General features: G+C 61.3%; 14 protein-coding genes and 1 other RNA gene. 9 read left to right on the top strand and 6 right to left on the bottom strand.

Annotation, left to right across the window (positions count from 1 at the left end; all coding sequences use genetic code 11):
- Positions 1–276 precede the first annotated feature (276 nt).
- From CEJ45_RS17885 to ompA, 6 genes are all read right to left on the bottom strand, one after another.
- Positions 277–1,506, bottom strand: coding sequence for a tyrosine-type recombinase/integrase (locus tag CEJ45_RS17885; RefSeq protein ID WP_088756381.1), 1,230 nt, complete (start codon positions 1,504–1,506; stop codon positions 277–279).
- 164 nt (positions 1,507–1,670) lie between these two features.
- Positions 1,671–2,051: a transfer-messenger RNA gene (gene ssrA / locus CEJ45_RS17880) on the bottom strand.
- A gap of 181 nt (positions 2,052–2,232) precedes the next feature.
- Positions 2,233–5,637, bottom strand: coding sequence for a DUF748 domain-containing protein (locus CEJ45_RS17875; protein WP_088756380.1), 3,405 nt, complete (start codon positions 5,635–5,637; stop codon positions 2,233–2,235).
- A 195-nt stretch (positions 5,638–5,832) separates the two neighbouring features.
- Entirely contained in the window at positions 5,833–6,489 is a 657-nt protein-coding gene (locus tag CEJ45_RS17870) for an HAD family hydrolase (RefSeq protein WP_088756379.1), read from the bottom strand.
- Between the two features lie 84 nt (positions 6,490–6,573).
- The gene (gene ubiG, locus CEJ45_RS17865) at positions 6,574–7,290 is read right to left on the bottom strand and encodes a bifunctional 2-polyprenyl-6-hydroxyphenol methylase/3-demethylubiquinol 3-O-methyltransferase UbiG (RefSeq protein WP_039787305.1); all 717 of its coding nucleotides are present in this window, start codon (positions 7,288–7,290) and stop codon (positions 6,574–6,576) included.
- Between the two features lie 169 nt (positions 7,291–7,459).
- The gene (gene ompA, locus CEJ45_RS17860) at positions 7,460–8,074 is read right to left on the bottom strand and encodes an outer membrane protein OmpA (protein WP_088756378.1); all 615 of its coding nucleotides are present in this window, start codon (positions 8,072–8,074) and stop codon (positions 7,460–7,462) included.
- 745 nt (positions 8,075–8,819) lie between these two features.
- On the opposite strand from ompA, the gene gyrA reads away from it, so the two are divergent.
- The 9 genes from gyrA (at position 8,820) to CEJ45_RS17815 (ending at position 19,847) form a co-directional block, all read left to right on the top strand.
- A complete protein-coding gene (gene gyrA / locus CEJ45_RS17855; RefSeq protein ID WP_088756377.1) occupies positions 8,820–11,465 on the top strand; it encodes a DNA gyrase subunit A in 2,646 nt (881 codons plus the stop codon).
- A gap of 58 nt (positions 11,466–11,523) precedes the next feature.
- Complete coding sequence (gene serC / locus CEJ45_RS17850; protein ID WP_088756376.1) at positions 11,524–12,636, top strand: 3-phosphoserine/phosphohydroxythreonine transaminase; 1,113 nt, start codon at positions 11,524–11,526, stop codon at positions 12,634–12,636.
- Between the two features lie 128 nt (positions 12,637–12,764).
- Positions 12,765–13,838 carry a prephenate dehydratase gene (pheA, locus tag CEJ45_RS17845; RefSeq protein WP_088756375.1) on the top strand — a complete coding sequence of 358 codons (1,074 nt, stop codon included), beginning with the start codon at positions 12,765–12,767 and terminating at the stop codon, positions 13,836–13,838.
- Positions 13,839–13,877: 39 nt separating this feature from the next.
- Positions 13,878–14,765 (top strand): prephenate dehydrogenase, encoded by an 888-nt coding sequence (locus CEJ45_RS17840; RefSeq protein ID WP_088756374.1) that lies wholly within the window; start codon positions 13,878–13,880, stop codon positions 14,763–14,765.
- 80 nt (positions 14,766–14,845) lie between these two features.
- Entirely contained in the window at positions 14,846–16,177 is a 1,332-nt protein-coding gene (gene aroA, locus CEJ45_RS17835) for a 3-phosphoshikimate 1-carboxyvinyltransferase (protein WP_088756373.1), read from the top strand.
- Between the two features lie 57 nt (positions 16,178–16,234).
- Complete coding sequence (gene cmk, locus CEJ45_RS17830; protein WP_088756372.1) at positions 16,235–16,903, top strand: (d)CMP kinase; 669 nt, start codon at positions 16,235–16,237, stop codon at positions 16,901–16,903.
- A gap of 216 nt (positions 16,904–17,119) precedes the next feature.
- Positions 17,120–18,835, top strand: a complete 1,716-nt coding sequence (gene rpsA / locus CEJ45_RS17825) for a 30S ribosomal protein S1 (RefSeq protein WP_081441923.1) — start codon at positions 17,120–17,122, stop codon at positions 18,833–18,835.
- A 13-nt stretch (positions 18,836–18,848) separates the two neighbouring features.
- Positions 18,849–19,154 carry an integration host factor subunit beta gene (locus CEJ45_RS17820; RefSeq protein ID WP_006462119.1) on the top strand — a complete coding sequence of 102 codons (306 nt, stop codon included), beginning with the start codon at positions 18,849–18,851 and terminating at the stop codon, positions 19,152–19,154.
- Positions 19,155–19,520: 366 nt separating this feature from the next.
- A complete protein-coding gene (locus CEJ45_RS17815) occupies positions 19,521–19,847 on the top strand; it encodes a LapA family protein (protein WP_088756371.1) in 327 nt (108 codons plus the stop codon).
- Positions 19,848–19,850 lie beyond the last annotated feature (3 nt).

Here is a 19,850-nt window from a genome sequence, read left to right as displayed (position 1 = left end):
GCCTAATGAATGCCTCCCCTTGGAGGTCATGGCGCTCATTCATAAGCTGCACTAATTACCTGCCAACAATCCCGTTAAAGTAGGCTTCATCAAATGAAGCCTACTTATGAGCAACGCGATTCAAGCCGTTAACACTCTAATTACCAGCGATGCCGCCGCCGAATGAATAAGCAGATAAGAAAAAAGGCGCGTCAGCTGGGTGCCCAAATTTATCTCAACATAGTGGCTACTTTAGTTATCTACGTAATATCCAAAAAATAATAGCGATCCCTATCCTTACGCCTCGCGTATTTGGATTACTTCCGCTCCTTTGCGCAAAGTATCCAAGTAATCAGCCCAGCGCTGCATCATCCGCTTGCGCTCTGGTAGATGTGATGTTCGATTGTAAGCACGGCCGTTTGGATCGCGTACCGCGTGTGCCAACTGGTGTTCAATTAGATCGACTCGTTCCGCAAGTACCTCATCGAGAATAGTGCGCGCCATGGCTCTAAAGCCGTGGCCGCTCATGATGTCTTTGCCGATATCCATTCTTCGCATAGCCGACAATATGGCGTTATCGCTCATAGGTCTGCTTTTAGATCTTGGACTCGGGAAAACATATCGTCCATCGCCTGTCAGAGGCTGAAGTTCCTTCAGAATCTCGACGGCTTGTGCGGATAGCGGGACGATATGTGGTGTATTCGTCTTTGTGACCGTATAACGCCATTCCGCATTATCCAGATCAATATGCGCCCATTCTGCCGCTCGCAGTTCTCCTGGACGGACAAACACCAACGGTGCGAGACGAAGGGCCGCGCATACAGTCGGCGATCCATCGTATCCATACAAAGAACGTAATAGATTGCCAACCTCTTTGGGTTCTGTGATAGCTGCGAAGTGGGTGCGTCGGCTATTGACAGAGGGCAGTGCGCCGCGAAGATCGGCGGTTGGGTCTCGCTCAGTCCTGCCGGTGGCGACGGCGTAGCGGAACACCTGTCCGCAATTCGACAGTGCTCGGTGAGCCGTCTCCAATACTCCCCTGCTTTCTATTTTACGGACAACGCTCAGCAGGTCGGGTGCAGTAATGGCGGTAATAGGTTTTTTTCCAAGATAGGGAAAAATATCTTTTTCGAATCGTGCGACAATTTTGGCGTGATGAGATTTCACCCAACCATTTTCTGCACGGGATAACCATTCTCGTGCAATAACCTCAAAACTGTTAGCTGCTTGTTCAAGACCCACTAACTTCTTCGCCTTGCGATTGTCGCTTGGGTCGATTCCATCAGATAACAGCTCCTTGTTTGAGTCACGGCGTTTTCGTGCTTCTTGGAGACCGACCTCTGGATAAGTACCTAATGAGATTAGCTTTTCTTTCCCTCGGTATAAGTATTTGAGTCGCCATCCCTTTCCTCCAGCAGGCGTGACAAGCAAATAGAGGCCACCACCGTCGGCGAGCTTGTAAGGCTTGTCTTTGGGTTTGGCATTTTTTACTTGTAGATCCTTGAGGGGCTCAATGATTCTCGGCATTTTTGGGGTAGCTGTTTATGGGGTAGTAAAGTTACCCCTAAAATTACCCCTACCCCTATTGGATGTCAACGGACAAAATCCGAGGTTAAAAAACAAAACAACCGCCCGAGCACGAGGCTGGGAGCGGTTTTTCGTACTTCCTTGGGAATTTCTGGAAGGGTAATTGGTGGAGCCGGCGGGAATTGAACCCGCGTCCAGAAGCACTCTACAGACAGTTCTACATGCGTAGTGCAGTCAATTGGTTTTAATCCTGGCGACGCGGACGCACACGCTTCGACAGGACGAGTTACCTTGGATTTAATGACGTATGAAGTAACCCCATACGCCACGATTCCCTGTAAATGACTCTACCGCTGTTGCCAGCACACCCCAGGGAAGAAGTGCTGTAGAGCTAGAAGTTTCTTAGGTTTCTAGGTGCGATTTACGCTGCGAGAGCGTAAGATTCGTCGTTTGCATTTAAGCAGTTCCGGATGGATTAACGAGGTAACCAGTCCTCGGCATGCCCTGTTCCGCTTTGCAACCCCTGTCGAAACCAAGTCGGCCCCGTGGTGTTGAAGCTTCGCAAATCCCGCTGGGCGCGTGAACTTGCGTATTACGCTTGCCTCTTTCCGAGTCTCTTCCAGAGGCGCCCGCTTGTCCGGCGGGAGGTGAATTATAACCTACTCCCTACTGTATGGGCAGCGCACGGCTTTTCAAGCCCCGCACTGCCCCCTGGCGCATGGCCTCTCACTGGATGGTCAGTTCCACGCGCGCCTTGGGTTCCTTCTCGGGAATGCCCGCGCCGTCCAGCTTGGGGGCAATGAGGAAGATGCGCGCCGGATCGATCACGCTCTGTTCCTGCAAATAATTTCGCACCTGGTCGGCCCGGCGCTGGGCCAGGTTGCGCAAGTCATCCTTGGTCACCTCGGTGTGCTCCAGGATCATCTTTTCCATCTCGGCTTCGGGCATGCTCTTGGTCAAGCCGATCATGTTGCGCGGCTTGTCGAACTTGGCGTCCTTGTAGACGCGCTCCAGGTACTTGCTCCTTTCAGCCGCGCTCACCCGCACCGGGCCGGCCGGCTGGCCTTCCTTGGCGATCAGGTCGGCACGCTTGAGGCTGCGCATGGCGCGCTCCAGCGCTTCGCGGCGCAGGCCCTGGTCGTCAACCTGGGGATCGACGCGGCCGGTGATGTCGAGCTTGATGCCCGGGCGCTCATGCAGCGCGTAACCCAGCGCATCGAGCTTCTTGCGGACCTCATCGGTGACTTCCGATGAACCCGGCGAGAACTCGATGTAGCGCAGCTCGCCAATGTGCTCGTCCGGCCGGAACATCGACCCGATCAGCGCGAAGGGCGAGGTGACGGCCTTGACGATCAGGTTCACGAACACCCGCACGATGATGCCGCCGACCGAAAACTCCGGATCCGACAGCGAGCCCGAAATCGGCAGGTTCAGGTTGATGTTGCCATCGCGGTCCTTCAGCAGCGACACCGCCAGCATCACCGGCAGGTTGGTGGCATCGGGGCTGTCCACGCGTTCGCCGAAGCTCAGCTGTTCGATGCGCAGATCGTTCTGGGCCACCAGCTTGTCGTTCTCGATCTTGTATTGCACATCCATCGACAGTTTGCCCTTGGTGATCGGATAACCGGCGTACTTGGCGGAGTAGGGCGTCAGGCGCGGCAGCTGCACACCGTTGGCGCTGGCCTTGAGATCCAGGTACATGGGCTTGAAGAGCGGGTTGAGCGAGCCCGAGATCTGCAGCGGCGCGTCGTTGTCGATCTTGCCGCTGATGTTGACCGGCGCCGGTTGCGGCTTCTCCGAGGAGATCTGGCCGATGCTGCCGGACAGTCCCGTCATGTTGGCCGTGTAGTTGGGTTTGACGAAGTTGTCGGTGTAGTTGATGTTGCCGCCTTCCAGCACCACCTGGCCGACGCGCACGATGGGTGCATCGGCGGGGGCGGCAGCGGGCGTGACCGGGGCGGCGGAGACGGTCTTGCGGGAGCTTCCCGTGCTGGCAGGCTTGGCGTCCTTCTTGCCGTCATCCGTGATCGAACCCTGTTCTTGTGCATCGCTCACCACGATGTCCTGCAGGTTCAGGCGGCCCTTGTCGGAAAGGATGGCACGGGCGTAGAAGTTGGACAGCGTCACCTTCTCCAGCGCCACCTGCGGACGTCCGCCCAGCTTGGCCTGGATGCCGGCCAGGTCCAGCGTGCGCCAGCGCAGGAAATCGGTGGCGGTCTGCTTGTCCTGCATGCGCAGGTTGGTGATGGCGGCGTTGCCCTTGTAGTCCAGCGCCAGCTTGCGATCGTCCAGCGGGGGCGTCAGCTCCAGCTTGCCCTTGGCGCTGGCCAGGCCGCTGCTGATGGTGACATTGAGCACATCGGTGAAATAGTGCTGGAAGGGCGTGATGGGCAAATCCTTCACATCCAGATCCAACGCCACGCTCCTGAAATGCGCTGCAGCCTGCCCAGCCAGATCGGCGCTGCCATTCTTGTCGAAGCGCGCTTGCAGCTTGAAGGGGATGGCCTGGTCCAGCGTATCGGTGAGCGTGGGGGCCTGCAGCGAGAGCGATTCCAGCGCCAGCGGCTGTGCACCCTTGCCCGGGGGTGTCAAGCGCAGGTCGGCCAGTTGTACCTTGCTGTCGTCGAGCTTGAGATGGCCGTCGCGCAGTTGCAGCGTGGTCTGGCCGGAGAGCTTGCCGGCCACGCCGCTGATGGGGGCACGTGACAGGTAATTCTGGTAGCCGGCCAGGTCAATGTTCTCCAGCGTGATCTTGCCCGACACGCCGGCTTTGAGCGGCTGGAGCTGGCCATCGAAGGCCAGCTTGCCGTGGCCGTTTTCCAGCGCGGAGAGGGTCAGGTGTGCGGGTTTGGCGTCCGCGGCGGTAGAGAGCTGGGTGGCGTTGATGTCGATCTTGCTCAGCTTGATGGCCTGGGCAGGCGTCGCATTGGCTTCGTCGCGCCAGTTCACTTCGCCGCCGCGCACGGTCAGTTGTTGCAGCACGATGGAGCTGGCCGGCTGGGGAGCACTGGCCGCAGGAGCCGCTGCTTCCTTCTTTGCGTTACGGGCGCTGGTCTTGTCTGCCGCAGAACTGCCACCGGCCAGGGCGCGCTGCCAGTTGATCTCGCCGCGTGCATTCATGCTGGCCCAGACTTGCGGCTGCTCCAGCGTGAGCTGGGTCAGTTCGCCGCTGGCGGCCAGTACGTCGAATTGCTTCACCTGCAGCGCCACCGACTTGGCCTTGAGCAGCGGTTCGCGGGCCTTGTCCTGCAGGGCGAGGTCATCCAGGCGCACATCGCCTGCCAGGGTGACGGTGGGCTTGTCGTCCTTGCGCGTGAAACCCAGGTCCAGTTTGGTGCTCAGCTTGGCACCCTGGACCAGCACCGGCAATTCGGCAGGGATGAAGGGCAGGTAGCCGACCAGGTCGAGCTGGTCGATATCGATGGCGAAGGCCGATTCCTGTGTGGAGGCGAAGGGCTTGCTGCGGCCCTTGAGGTGCAAGGGTGTGCCGTTGATGGTGGCCGACAGCTGCGGCTGCACGAAGCTGTCGATGTTGCCGGGCAGGTTGGAGATGAAGGGCAGGCCCACTTGCAGCGCGGCGATGTCGATGTTCTTGCCGCTGACCTTGTCCTCGAAGTGGATCTGGCCATCCTGCAGTTGCACGTTGGCCAGCGAGAAGCGCGCCTGGCCTTCGCTCTTGGGCTGCGCGGCCAAGCGCTCCAGGATGTCGGAGAAGTTGTAATGGCCGCTGCCCTCGGCATCCACCCGCACCACGTGCAGTTGCGGCGTGCTCAGCTTGACCTCGTCCAGTACCGGCGCCAGGCGCACCAGCGAAGCGGCCGAGAGGTCAGCCAGCAAGCCCTTGGCGCTGAAGAAGGGCCGCGTGCCATCGGCTTCATAGAGCGTGATGTCGTCGGCGCGCAGGGCCAGCTTGAAAGGGTTGAAGGCGATCTCGCCGATCTCCAGCTTGCGGCCGGTCTGGGCCTGGGTCTGGTCGACGGCGATCTTGCGCACCAGCGCGGGCAGGGCGGCCCAGCTCAACGCCGCCAGGACCAGCAGGACGGCCAGCGTCCAGCCGGCCCAGCGCAGCGGGCGTCTCATCCGTTGCCAGGCGATGTGCTGGGTGAGAGAGGCGCGGTCCGGCTTGCTCATGAGGGTTTCCCTTGTCGGTGCCGGTCCGTCCTGGCGCGATGCCTGCCCAGGTGGCCGGTTCTGGTTGTGATGGTGTGTGGTGCTGCGGCGTGCGCCGGGTTGTCGCCATTCTAATGCGAGGCGACATGGCACTGCTAGGAGGGAAATGGCGCGTCCAAGTTTCCTTGAACGCGCCAGCAAAGGCGGGGAAGCGGATCAGTCCAGCAGGTTCAGGATGTCCAGCGGGGCATGCAGCAACGCATCGGCCTGCCACGCAGCTGGTTCGGTGTGGCCGCAATAGCCCCAGGCGGCGGCAATGGTCGGCATGTTGGCGGCGCGGCCGGCCTGGATGTCGCGCAGGTCGTCGCCGACGTACCAGCAATCCTCGGGTGGCAGTCCCAGGCGCTTGGCAGCTTCCAGCAGCGGCGCGGGATGCGGCTTGGGATGCGGGGTGGTGTCGCCGGAGACGATGCAGCCGGCATGGCCCAGGCCGATCTGCGGGGCCAGCACGTCGGTGAAGCGTGCCGCCTTGTTGGTGACGATGCCCCAGGCGATGCCGCGCGCCTCCAGCTGCGCCAGCAGTGCCGGGATGCCGTCGAAGAGGCTGCTGTGGGTGGTCATGTTGGCCTGGTAGCGGTCCAGGAAAAGAACGCGCAAGTCTTCATATTCCGCATCGCCCGGATGGATGCCCAGCGCCGCACCGATGAGCCCGCGGGCACCGGCCGAGGCGACCGGACGCAAACTTTCATAGGGGGCATTTTCCAGGCCCCGTTGCTGGCGCAGATAGTTGGCGGCGGCCGCCAGGTCGGGAGCAGTATCGGCGAGCGTGCCGTCAAGGTCGAACAGGATCGCGCGGGGAGGGCGGAGTGGCATGGGCGTGAGGACGGCAGGAAGAAAAGCGCCGCAGCGCAGGGCTGCGGCGAGGGGAACATACAGGCGAGCGATGGGCGAGTCGGCTCAACCCAGCTTGGTGCAGGCGACCAGGTAGTTCACGCTGGTGTCGTCGTTGAGCGAATAGATCTTGGTCAGCGGGTTGTAGCCCATGCCCTTGAAGCCGTCGATCTGCAGGCCGGCTTCGCGCGTGTAGTGCGCCAGTTCGGCCGGGGTGATGAACTTGGCGTAGTCATGCGTGCCCTTGGGCAGCAGGCGCAGTACGTATTCGGCACCGATGATGGCCATCACGTAAGACTTCATGTTGCGGTTCAGCGTCGAGAAGAACAGCTTGCCGCCCGGCTTGGCCAGGTTGGCTGCAGCGCGCACGATGGCGGCCGGATCGGGGACGTGTTCCAGCATCTCCATGCAGGTCACCACGTCGTACTGGCCGGCTTCGCGCGCGGCCATGTCTTCGGCGGCGATCTTTTCATAGCGCACCTGCACGCCGGATTCCATGCTGTGCAGGTCGGCCACCTTGAGGGCCTTGTCGGAGAGGTCGATGCCGGTGACGTCGGCACCTTTCTTGGCCATCGACTCGGCCAGGATGCCGCCACCGCAGCCGATGTCGATCACTTTCTTGCCGGCCAGCGGGGCGCGGGCGTTGATCCACTCCAGGCGCAGCGGGTTGATTTCATGCAGGGGACGGAATTCGGAACCCGGGTCCCACCAGCGATGGGCCAGTTCACTGAATTTCTGGATCTCTTGGGGATCGGCGTTCATGGTCGCATTGGTCGTATTCATGGGCCTAATGATAGCCCAATCCGACGCGGCGGGTAGCCTGCGCCAGGTCAAGATGCGCCGCAATGACGGGGCAAGTGCCTGCCAAAGCGTGCATGACCAGCAAATGAAACAGGAATAAAAAAACCCCGCCGAAGCGGGGTTTTCATTAGAGCCTTGTAGCGGCAATCGATTACTTGCGGGTACCCACAACTTCGATTTCCACGCGACGGTTCTTGGCGCGGCCAGCAGCGGTCTTGTTGTCAGCGACCGGTTGCGACTTGCCCTTGCCTTCGGTGTAGACGCGGTTGGCTTCAACGCCCTTCGAGACCAGGTAGGCCTTGACGGACTCAGCACGGCGAACCGACAGCTTCTGGTTGTAGGCGACGGAGCCGATCGAGTCGGTGTGGCCGACGGCGATGATGACTTCCAGGTTGATCGCCTTCAGGTTGCCAACCAGTTCGTCCAGCTTGGCCTTGCCAGCCGGCTTCAGGGTTGCCTTGTCGAAATCGAAGAAGGCGTCAGCAGCGTAGGTGACTTTTTCCGAGGTCGGAGCAGCAGCCGGAGCGGGCTTCGGAGCAGGAGCAGCAGCGGCAACCGGAGCCGGTGCGGGCGGTTCTTCGCACGGACCGTTCACGTAAGCGGTTTGCCAGCACAGACCGTAACCGCTGCGGGTCACGACGTCACGGCCATCTTGCAGGTACAGGCTGCCCGGACGAACCTTGATGTCCTTGGTTTCCTGAGCGGTGGCAGACAGTGCGATGGCTGCGGACGCAGCAGCGAAGACGAGTTTTGCTAATTTGTTCATGTTTCTCCTCTCGGGTGAGATATCCGCAGATAAACTGCGCTACAAGATTACGACATCAAAAAAATGAATAATATCATGTGTTCAGGTCGTCACAGGCCCTTGTTCCATGGGGCTAGTAATGAACTTAGCCGCCATTCTGCCACACGGATTGACCTTCAGCGATGCTTGCCAATTGGTCCAGACAACGTTTTTGGGACTGTGTTGTTTCTTCGCAACGCGATATTTTTGGCCCGTTTTTGTTCCTTTAAGGCTGAAAAAAGCCGGATTTTTTAAAGAAAATCCTTATTTTTCATACAGTTCGCGCATTTTCACTCGGGCAAGTAGTTGCCATTTTCTCCCTGGCATCGTGCCTCCCGGCACGTGGGGTTTCTCCCGATGGCGTGCACCGGGAAAGTGAGTTTCGGAAAATTTTCCCCAAATTGGCCATTTGACAGCACAACCGCCGTGGAAAAACATTCGATGCCGGGTGGCAATGCTGGCCGCAGAATTCGAGCGCTCTAATATATATAGCTAGCAGGTCCCCCTGTTTGGTCGCTCTCAGGCGCTGGGAGGAGCTTTGCGGCGCATGCGGTGATGCTGCCCGCCGGACCGGGTGTCATCGCGAAGCATGCCGTTGCCGGGGCGATGAGGGCCTTTGACGGGCTTTTGACCCTCCTGGCGTGCTAGAATGCACTGTTCTGATCAGTCCAAGGGCCACGCCCGCCCGGCACGATTTTCTGGCCGGGAAACATCTTTCGACTCTCCAATGGATCAATTCGCTAAAGAAACCATCCCCATTTCCCTCGAAGAAGAGATGCGCAAGAGTTACCTCGATTACGCCATGAGCGTGATCGTGGGTCGGGCACTGCCGGATGTGCGCGATGGCTTGAAGCCGGTGCACCGCCGCGTGCTGTATGCGATGCACGAGATGAACAACGTCTGGAACCGCCCGTTCGTGAAGTGCGCGCGCGTGGTCGGTGAAGTCATGGGTAAATACCACCCGCACGGCGACGCTTCCATCTATGACACCCTGGTGCGCATGGCCCAGGACTTCTCGCTGCGCTATACCCTGGTCGACGGCCAGGGCAACTTCGGTTCCATCGACGGCGACGGTGCGGCCGCGATGCGTTACACCGAGTGCCGCCTGGACAAGATTTCCAACGAATTGCTGGCCGACATCGAAAAGGAAACCGTCGATTTCGTGCCCAACTACGACGGCAAGGAAAAGGAACCCTCGGTCCTTCCGACGCGTATCCCCAACCTGCTGGTCAACGGCTCTTCCGGCATCGCCGTGGGCATGGCCACCAACATCCCGCCGCACAACATCACCGAAGTGATCAACGGCGCGCTGCACCTGCTGGCCAACGAACATTGCACCATCGATGAACTCATCGAGCTGGTGCCGGCCCCGGACTTCCCGACCGGCGGCATCATCTATGGCGTCTCGGGCGTGCGCGATGGTTACCGCACCGGCCGTGGCCGCGTGGTCATGCGTGCCAAGACCCACTTCGAAGAGTATGGCCGCGAAGGCCGCATCGCCATCATCGTCGATGAGCTGCCCTACCAGGTCAACAAGAAAGCGCTGCTCGAACGCATCGCCGAGCTGGTACGCGACAAGAAGCTCGAAGGCATCTCCGACCTGCGCGACGAGTCCGACAAGTCGGGCATGCGCGTGGTCATCGAATTGAAGCGCGGCGAAGTACCCGAAGTGGTGCTCAACAACCTGTACAAGCAGACCCAGCTGCAAGACACCTTCGGCATGAACATGGTGGCGCTGGTCGACGGCCAGCCGCGCCTGTTGAACCTGAAGCAGTTGCTGGAATGCTTCCTGTCGCACCGTCGCGAAGTGGTCACCCGCCGCACCGTGTTCGAACTGCGCAAGGCGCGCGAACGCGGTCACGTGCTCGAAGGCCTGGCCGTGGCACTGGCCAACATCGATGACTTCATCGCCATCATCCGCGCCGCACCGACCCCGCCGATCGCCAAGGCCGAGCTGATGAACCGCGCCTGGGATTCGTCCATGGTGCGCGAGATGCTGGCCCGCGCCGGCGAAGCCAACGAAGGCGGCATCGAAGCCTTCCGTCCGGAAAGCCTGCCAGCGCATTACGGCATCCAGTCCGATGGCCTCTACAAGCTCTCCGACGAACAGGCCCAGGAAATCCTGCAGATGCGTCTGCAACGCCTGACCGGCCTGGAGCAGGACAAGATCGTCAATGAATACAAGGACGTGATGGCGCAGATCGCCGACCTGCTGGATATCCTCTCCAAGCCGGCCCGCGTGACCGCCATCATTACCGACGAACTCAACGCCGCCCGCAACGACTACGGCATCGGCGCCAAGGACGAGCGCCGCTCCACCATCGAGCACAACGCCACCGACCTGGCTACCGAAGACCTGATCACACCGCAGGACATGGTGGTGACGCTCTCGCACACCGGCTACATGAAGTCGCAGCCGGTTTCTGAATACCGCGCGCAAAAGCGTGGCGGTCGCGGCAAGCAGGCCATGGCCACCAAGGATGACGACTGGATCGACCAGCTCTTCATCGCCAATACGCACGACTACATCCTGTGCTTCTCCAACCGTGGCCGCCTGTACTGGCTGAAGGTCTGGGAAGTCCCGCAGGGTTCGCGCAATTCGCGCGGCAAGCCCATCGTCAACATGTTCCCGCTGCAGGATGGCGAGAAGATCACGGTGATCCTGCCGGTGTCGGGTGCCAACCGCAGCTTCCCGGATGACCGCTACGTCTTCATGGCCACCAGCCTGGGCACGGTCAAGAAGACCCCGCTGTCTGACTTCTCCAATCCGCGCAAGGCCGGCATCATTGCCGTCGACCTGGATGAAGGCGACTTCCTGATCGGTGCCGCCCTGACCGATGGCGCGCATGACGTGATGTTGTTCTCCGACGGCGGCAAGGCCGTGCGCTTCGATGAAAACGACGTGCGTCCGATGGGCCGTACCGCCCGCGGCGTGCGCGGCATGAACCTGGAAGAAACCCAGCAGGTCATCGCCCTGCTGGTGGCCGAGAACGAACAGCAGTCCGTGCTCACCGCCACCGAAAACGGCTTCGGCAAGCGTACCCCGATCACCGAGTACACCCGTCACGGCCGTGGCACCAAGGGCATGATCGCCATCCAGACCAGCGAGCGCAACGGCAAGGTCGTGGCCGCCACGCTGGTCGATTCCAGCGATGAGATCATGCTCATCACCACCGGCGGCGTGCTGATCCGCACCCGCGTTTCGGAGATCCGCGAGATGGGCCGCGCGACCCAGGGCGTGACCCTGATTGCAGTGGAAGACGGCACCAAGCTGTCGGGCCTGCAGCGTGTGGTCGAGTCCGATGTGGAAGATGTGATCGAAGGCGAAGGCCCAGAGGCTGCCGGCAGCGAAACACCCGCCGCAGGCGAGTAAAGCAAGTCCAGGGTGGCGGGCCGCGTGCCTGCCGCCTTTTTTGATGGCGAACGCAGACATGGTTTATAACTTTTCCGCCGGTCCGGCGGTATTGCCCAAGGAAGTGCTGCAACAGGCAGCCGACGAGATGCTGGACTGGCATGGCAGTGGCATGTCGGTCATGGAGATGAGCCATCGCGGCAAGGAGTACATGTCCATCATCGAAGCCGCGCTGGCTGACGTGCGCGCGCTGATGAACATTCCTTCCAACTACAAGGTGCTGTTCCTGCAGGGCGGGGCCATCGCCGAGAACGCCATCATCCCGATGAACCTGGCGGCGCTGCGTTCGCCGGCGGGCAAGCATGAGGCCGGTGTGGCCGACTACGTCAACACCGGCTCCTGGTCGACCAAGTCGATCAAGGAAGCAGGGCGCTACTGCACCGTGAACGTGGCGGCCTCGTCGGCCGACCGCAAGTTCTCCAGCATCCCGGCGCGTGCCGACTGGAAGCTCTCGCGCCATGCCGCCTACGTGCACATCTGCAGCAACGAAACCATCGACGGCGTCGAATACCAGTACACGCCGGAAGTTGCGGCTGACACCGACGGCGCACCGCTGGTGGCCGACATGTCCTCGCATATCCTTTCGCGCGAGGTGGATGTCTCGAAATATGGCGTCATCTATGGTGGTGCCCAGAAGAACATCGGCCCGGCGGGCGTGACCATCGTCATTGTGCGTGAAGACCTGCTGGGTCACGCGCTGCCGTTCTGTCCCTCGGCTTTCGACTGGAAGATCGTGGCCGACAACGATTCCATGTACAACACCCCGCCGACCTACGCGATCTACATCGCCGGCCTGGTGTTCCAGTGGCTCAAGCGCCAGGGTGGCGTGGCCGCGCTGGAAGCGCGCAACATCGCCAAGGCCGAGTTGCTTTACGGCTACCTGGACAGCACCGATTTCTACAGCAACCGGATCGCAGCGGACTGCCGTTCCCGCATGAACGTGCCGTTCTTCCTGCGTGACGATGCGCTCAATGATACTTTCCTGGCCGGCGCCAAAGAGCGCGGCCTGCTGCAGCTGAAAGGCCACAAGTCGGTCGGCGGCATGCGTGCATCGATCTACAACGCGATGCCGATCGAGGGCGTACAGGCTCTCGTCGATTATCTGAAAGACTTCGAACAGCAGCACGGCTGAGGCCGCATCTGGCCGGGCGCAGCGCCCGCGCAGTGCAGGCCGTGGCCGTGCGCCAAGCCAACGCCATGCCCGGTGCGCCGCCGGCCGCTCGTAGCGCCCGCGCGCCGTGCAACACCTGAAAGAGCAAGATGAGTGACGACAAGTTGCTGCCCCTGCGCCAGAAGATCGATGCCATCGATGCGCAGATCCTCGACCTGCTGAACCAGCGCGCCCGCGTCGCGCAGGAAGTGGGCCACGTCAAGGCCGAGACCAATGCCCCGGTGTTTCGTCCCGAGCGCGAAGCGCAGGTCCTGCGCCGCGCCGCCGATCGCAATCCCGGCCCCTTGCTGGGCACTGATATCCAGACCATCTTCCGCGAAGTGATGTCGGCCTGCCGCGCGCTGGAAAAGCGTGTGGTGGTGGCCTACCTCGGCCCGGAAGGGACCTTCAGCGAACAGGCCGTGTACCAGCAGTTCGGCCATGCCATCGAAGGCTTGCCCTGCGTGTCCATCGATGAAGTGTTCCGCGATGCCGAAGCCGGCACTGCCGATTTCGGCGTGGTACCCATCGAGAACTCCTCTGAAGGCGTGATCAACCGCACCCTCGACCTGCTGCTGCAGACCACGCTGACCATCAGCGGCGAAGTGGCGATCCCCGTGCATCACAGCCTGATGACCGCCAGCGGCAAGATGGAAGGTATCACCCGCATCTGCGCGCATTCGCAGGCCCTCGCCCAGTGCAATGCGTGGCTCAACCAGAACTATCCTTCCATCGAACGCCAGGCGGTGGCCTCCAACGCCGAGGCCGCGCGCATGGCAGGTGAAGATAATGGCGTTGCGGCCATTGCCGGTGAAATCGCGGGCCAGAAGTACAACCTGCAGACGGTCAACGCCCACATCCAGGACGATCCGCACAACCGTACCCGCTTTGCCGTGATCGGCCGGCTGCGCACGGCACCGTCGGGGCGCGACCAGACTTCCATCGTGCTGTCGGTGCCCAACAAGGCCGGTGCGGTCTACAACCTGCTGGCGCCGCTGGCGCGGCATGGCGTGTCGATGACGCGCTTCGAATCGCGCCCGGCCCGCATGGGCGCGTGGGAATATTATTTCTACGTCGACCTCGAAGGCCACGAGCAGGATGAGAAGGTGGCCAAGGCGCTCGAAGAGCTGCGCCAGAACGCCGCCTTCTTCAAGCTGCTGGGCTCCTATCCGCTGGGCCTGTGAGCGCCTGCCGTCCCGCCATTCTTCAAGGCTGAGTTCAACGTGTTCAAGAAAGTCGTCATCTTCGGTGTGGGCCTGATCGGCGGCTCGTTCGCCCTGGCGCTGCGCCGCGCCGGCCAGGCCGCGCACATCGTCGGCGTGGGCCGCTCGCTGGCCAGCCTGGAGCGTGCGCGCGCGCTGGGCATCATCGATGCCATCGCCACCGATGCGGCTGCCGCCGTCGCCGGCGCCGACCTGATCCTGGTGGCCGCGCCGGTGGCGCAGACCGAAGCCATCCTCGCTTCCATCAAGCCGCACCTGGATGCCCGGGCCATCGTCACCGACGCCGGCAGTACCAAGAGCGATGTGGTGACGGCCGCCCGCAAGGCGCTGGGGGAGCGTATTGCGCAGTTCGTTCCGGCGCATCCGATTGCGGGCCGTGAAAAACATGGTCCGGAAGCCGCGCTGGCCGAACTGTATGAAGGCAAGAAGGTGGTCATCACCGCCTTGCCCGAGAACAGCGCGGCCGATGTCGAGACCGTGGCCGCTGCCTGGCGGGCCTGCGGCGCGATCATCCATCGCCTCTCGCCGCAGGAACATGATGCGGTTTTTGCTTCGGTGAGCCACCTGCCGCACGTGCTGGCCTTTGCGCTGGTGGACGACATTGCCGCCAAGCCACATGCCGAGACCTTGTTCCAGTATGCCGCCAGCGGCTTCCGCGATTTCACCCGTATCGCCGCCTCCTCGCCCGAGATGTGGCGTGACATCACGCTGGCCAACCGTGATGCCTTGCTCACCGAGGTCGATGCCTATCTGGCGCAGTTGCAGGGCATTCGCGCGATGATTGCCGACAGCGATGGCGCGGGCCTCGAAAAGATCTACGCCAGCGCCCAGCATGCCCGCCAGCAATGGGCGGCAGCCATCGAAGCGGCCGAGCGCAAGGCCAACTGAACATTCTTTCCCGGTCATATCGTCAAGCCGCCTGGGCGGCCCGAACTCACCACCGAATCATCCACAGAAAAGCAAGCCAGATGAAACAGCCTTCCTACCCCCGCCATATCGACCTGAACCCGGTCCCGCACGTGCAAGGCACCGTCAAGCTGCCGGGCTCCAAGAGCATCTCCAACCGCATCCTGCTGCTGGCGGCGCTCTCGGGCGGTACCACCCGCATCTTTGACCTGCTGGCTTCCGACGATACCCTGGTCATGCTCATGGCCCTGCAGACCCTGGGCGTGAAGTGGGAGCAGATCGAAGGCACTCAGGATTACATCGTCCATGGCGTCAACGGCGTGCTGCCGGTGCACCAGGCTGACCTCTTCATGGGCAATGCCGGCACCGCGATCCGTCCGCTCACCGCAGCCCTGGCCGTGCTGGGGGGCGACTACACGCTGCATGGCGTGCCGCGCATGCACGAGCGTCCGATCGGCGACCTGGTGGATGCCTTGAATGCCGTGGGCATGCGCATCGAGTACACCGGCAATCCCGGCTACCCGCCGCTGCATATCCGCCGTGGCCAGCTGACCTCGGCGCGCATGAAGGTGCGCGGCAATGTCTCCAGCCAGTTCCTGACGGCCTTGCTGATGGCCGCTCCCCTGATGGCGCGCGAGGAGGCCATGCAGATCGAGGTGGTCGGTGAACTCATCTCCAAGCCCTACATCGAGATCACCCTGAACCTGATGCGCCGCTTCGGCGTCGAGGTGGAACGTGACGGCTGGCAACAGTTCACCGTCAAGCCGGGCCAGCATTACCGCAGCCCCGGCAGCATCCACGTCGAGGGCGATGCGTCCTCGGCCTCCTACTTCCTGGCCGCCGGTGCCATCACCGGCGGCCCGATCCGGGTCGAGGGCGTGGGCCGCGACAGCATCCAGGGTGACGTGCGTTTCGTCGAAGCGCTGGAGCAGATGGGCGCCACCATCACCATGGGCGAAAACTGGATCGAGGCCTCCTCCAATGGTCCGCTCAAGGCCATCGATGCCGACTTCAACCATATCCCGGATGCCGCCATGACCATCGCCGTGGCCGCGCTCTACGCCGACGGCCCCAGCACCCTGCGCAACATTGCCAGCTGGCGCGTCAAGGAAACCGACCGCCTCGCGGCCATGGCGACCGAATTGCGCAAGCTGGGCGCGCAGGTGGAGGAGGGTGCCGACTACCTGACGGTGACGCCCCCGGCCGAAATCGGTACGGCCGCCATCGACACCTATGACGATCACCGCATGGCCATGTGCTTCTCGCTGGCGGCGCTTGATGGTGCATTGCGGCGAGGCAACCGTATCCGCATCAACGACCCCAAGTGCGTGGCCAAGACCTTCCCCGACTATTTCGACGTCTTCAAAAAGATTGCCGAACAAACCTTGATCTGATAAACCCTGTATTTGATGCAATTACGCTAAATTATTCACAGATAAAGGGATCAGGCCATGGAAAAAGCAAAGATACCGGTCATCACCATCGATGGCCCGACCGCCTCCGGCAAGGGCACCGTGGCGCAGAAGGTGGCCCGGGAACTGGGCTTCCATTACCTGGATTCGGGCGCGCTGTACCGCTTGACGGCGCTGTCCGTGCTGCGCCGCGGCGTAGCCCTGGATGACGAACATGCCCTGGCCAAGGCCGCCGAGCACCTGCACTGCCATTTCGACGGCGGCCATATCTTCCTGGCCAATGAAGACGTGTCCCAGGCCATCCGCGCCGAAGAGGTCGGCAATACCGCCTCCAAGATCGCCGCCCTGATCACCGTGCGCCAGGCCTTGTACGGACTGCAGTTGTCATTCAGGAAACCTCCCGGCCTGGTGGCGGATGGCCGGGATATGGGCACCGTCATCTTCCCCGGCGCCCGATTGAAGGTGTTTTTGACCGCCAGTGTAGAAGCGCGCGCCACAAGGCGCTATAAGCAATTGATTGACAAGGGTTTTTCTGCTAATATCGAAGACCTCTCCAGAGATTTGAAGGAGCGCGACGAACGCGACATGAACCGCTCGTCGGCCCCCTTGAAAGCCGCGGAGGGCGCATATCACCTGGATACATCCGACATGACCGCTGACGAAGCGGTGCAGCAGGTACTCAGCTGGTACGCTGCCCTGGGGCACTGAAATCCGTTGCAATCCGCTTGAAACGGCACGTTCAGGACCCATCATGGGCAAGTCCTTGTTGTACCCGTAGTGCCATTGGTGCCCGGCAGATGCAAAGTCTGACGGGTGTTGATAAACCTAACCCAGTACCCATGTCGTCGGCGGCAACGAAGACGGCAGTGCAAGTCAGCCTGATTGCATCACACGGATACCGGCCAATCTTTCTTACTTTCTTTTATGTCTACCACTACCGTTATCGCTGCAGGTGTTGATACCTCCAGCGAATTTGCTGCTCTGTTCGAAGAATCGCTGTCGCGTCAGGACATGCGTTCGGGTGAAGTCATCTCGGCAGAAGTCGTGCGCCTGGATCACAACTTCGTGATCGTCAACGCCGGCCTGAAGTCCGAAGCGTTCATCCCTGTTGAAGAATTCAAGAACGACAACGGCGAAGTCGAAGTCAACGTCGGCGACTTCATCTCCGTTGCGATCGAATCCCTGGAAAACGGTTTCGGCGACACCATCCTGTCGCGCGACAAGGCCAAGCGTCTGGCATCGTGGCTCTCGCTGGAAAAGGCGATGGAGTCCGGCGAGATCGTCACCGGTACCGTCAATGGCAAGGTCAAGGGCGGCCTGACCGTTCTGACCAACGGCATCCGTGCCTTCCTGCCGGGTTCGCTGGTCGACACCCGTCCGGTCAAGGACACCACCCCGTTCGAAGGCAAGACCCTGGAATTCAAGGTCATCAAGCTGGACCGCAAGCGCAACAACGTCGTTCTGTCGCGCCGTGCCGTGATCGAAGCCTCGATGGGCGAAGAGCGCGCCAAGCTGATGGAAACCCTGAAGGAAGGCACCGTCGTCACTGGTATCGTCAAGAACATCACCGACTACGGTGCGTTCGTTGACCTGGGTGGCATCGACGGCCTGCTGCACATCACCGACCTGGCATGGCGTCGTGTGCGTCACCCGTCGGAAGTGCTGTCGGTTGGCCAAGAGATCACCGCCAAGGTCCTCAAGTACGATCAAGAGAAGAACCGCGTCTCCCTGGGCGTGAAGCAACTGGGCGACGATCCGTGGACCGGCCTGTCGCGTCGCTACCCGCAAGGCACCCGCCTGTTCGGCAAGGTCACCAACCTGACCGACTACGGTGCATTCGTGGAAGTCGAACAAGGCATCGAAGGCCTGGTGCACGTCTCCGAAATGGACTGGACCAACAAGAACGTGGCCCCGAACAAGGTTGTCCAGCTGGGCGACGAAGTCGAAGTCATGGTTCTGGAAATCGACGAAGAGCGTCGTCGTATCTCCCTGGGCATGAAGCAGTGCAAGCCGAACCCGTGGGACGACTTCGCCATGAGCCACAAGAAGGGCGACAAGGTCAAGGGTTCGATCAAGTCGATCACCGACTTCGGCGTGTTCATCGGCCTGCCGGGCAACATCGACGGCCTGGTGCACCTGTCCGACCTGTCCTGGACCGAAGCTGGCGAAGAAGCCGTGCGCAAGTTCAAGAAGGGCGACGAGCTGGAAGCCGTTGTGCTGGCCATCGACGTGGAACGCGAGCGCGTCTCCCTGGGCGTGAAGCAACTGGAAGGCGACCCGTTCAACAACTTCGCTGCCCTGAACGACAAGGGTGCGATCGTGACCGGTACCGTCAAGTCGGTTGAGCCCAAGGGCGCCGTGATCCAGCTGACCGACGAAGTCGAAGGCTACCTGCGCGCTTCCGAAATCTCCCGCGACCGCGTGGAAGATGCCGGTACCCACCTGAAGGTTGGCGATTCCGTCGAAGCCCTGGTCATCAACATCGACCGCAAGGCTCGCAGCATCCAGCTGTCGATCAAGGCCAAGGACAACGCCGAGACCCAGGAAGCCATGCAGAAGATGTCGGCTGACTCCAACGCTGCTTCGGGCACCACCAGCCTGGGCGCGCTGCTGAAGGCCAAGCTCGACAACAAGAACTGATCTTCCGGTCACGATGACAAAGTCGGAGCTGATCGCCCGTCTGGCTGAGCGTTATCCGCAACTTGTTGCCAAGGATGCGGATTACGCGGTCAAAACCATCCTCGATGCCATGGTCGACGCTCTCGCGACCGGCCAGCGCATCGAGATCCGTGGCTTTGGCAGCTTCGCGCTCAACCGCCGTCCGCCGCGTATCGGCCGCAATCCCAAGTCCGGCGACAAGGTGATGGTCCCTGAAAAACGGGTCCCGCACTTCAAGCCGGGCAAGGAATTGCGCGAACGCGTCGATGCGATGGTCGGCCAGCCAATCCGCGAGGATTGACCCGGCTGGGCCTGTGACCAGGCAGTTCTTGCGGTGCGCAGGTGAAGTTTTCTGCGCCCGCGAGCAGTAACAACGGTTGAAAGCTGCACACTCGCACACTGCGAGGTGAACGGGTGTAAAGGCAGATCAACAAAATGAACGGCATCTTTGGATGCCGTTTTTTTTCACGTACAATCCCGATTTACCCTGGATTGACCGGGAATGCGCGCGAAATCGGCGCGATTTTTCCGGCCAGCGCAATAATGCTGCGGACCGGCGCCGCCCTCGCGCATCGCCTTTGCTGTTTCGGATGCCGTGCATCGCCGGCCGGGCAGCTTGGCCTCCGGGCCTCCGGGCTAACCACGACCCGCCAGAAAGGATTACGCCATGAAAATACTGTCCCGATTGATTGCGGCCATCCTGTTCGTGTTCTTCTTTTTCTTCGCCCTGCGCAATACCCAGGAAGTGACCATGCACTTCTTCCTCGGCTATGAACGCACCGACCCGCTGGTGCTGGTGCTGCTGGCCTTCTTCGTGATCGGCGCCGTGCTGGGCGTGCTGGCGATGGCGCCGCTGGTGCTGCGCCACCGCCGCGAAGCCTCGCGCTACAAGAAGGCGCTGTCGCAAGTCCAGAAGCAGCAGGAAGAGATCGCCCAGGTGCAGGCCCAGCCGCCGCAGCCTGACAGCGTGATCACCGCACAGCACATCCTCTAATTG

It is taken from the genome of Herbaspirillum aquaticum, from assembly GCF_002213425.1.
Taxonomy (GTDB): domain Bacteria; phylum Pseudomonadota; class Gammaproteobacteria; order Burkholderiales; family Burkholderiaceae_D; genus Herbaspirillum; species Herbaspirillum aquaticum.
Note: the sequence above shows the minus strand (reverse complement) of the source record. Positions and strands in the feature narration are given on the sequence as shown.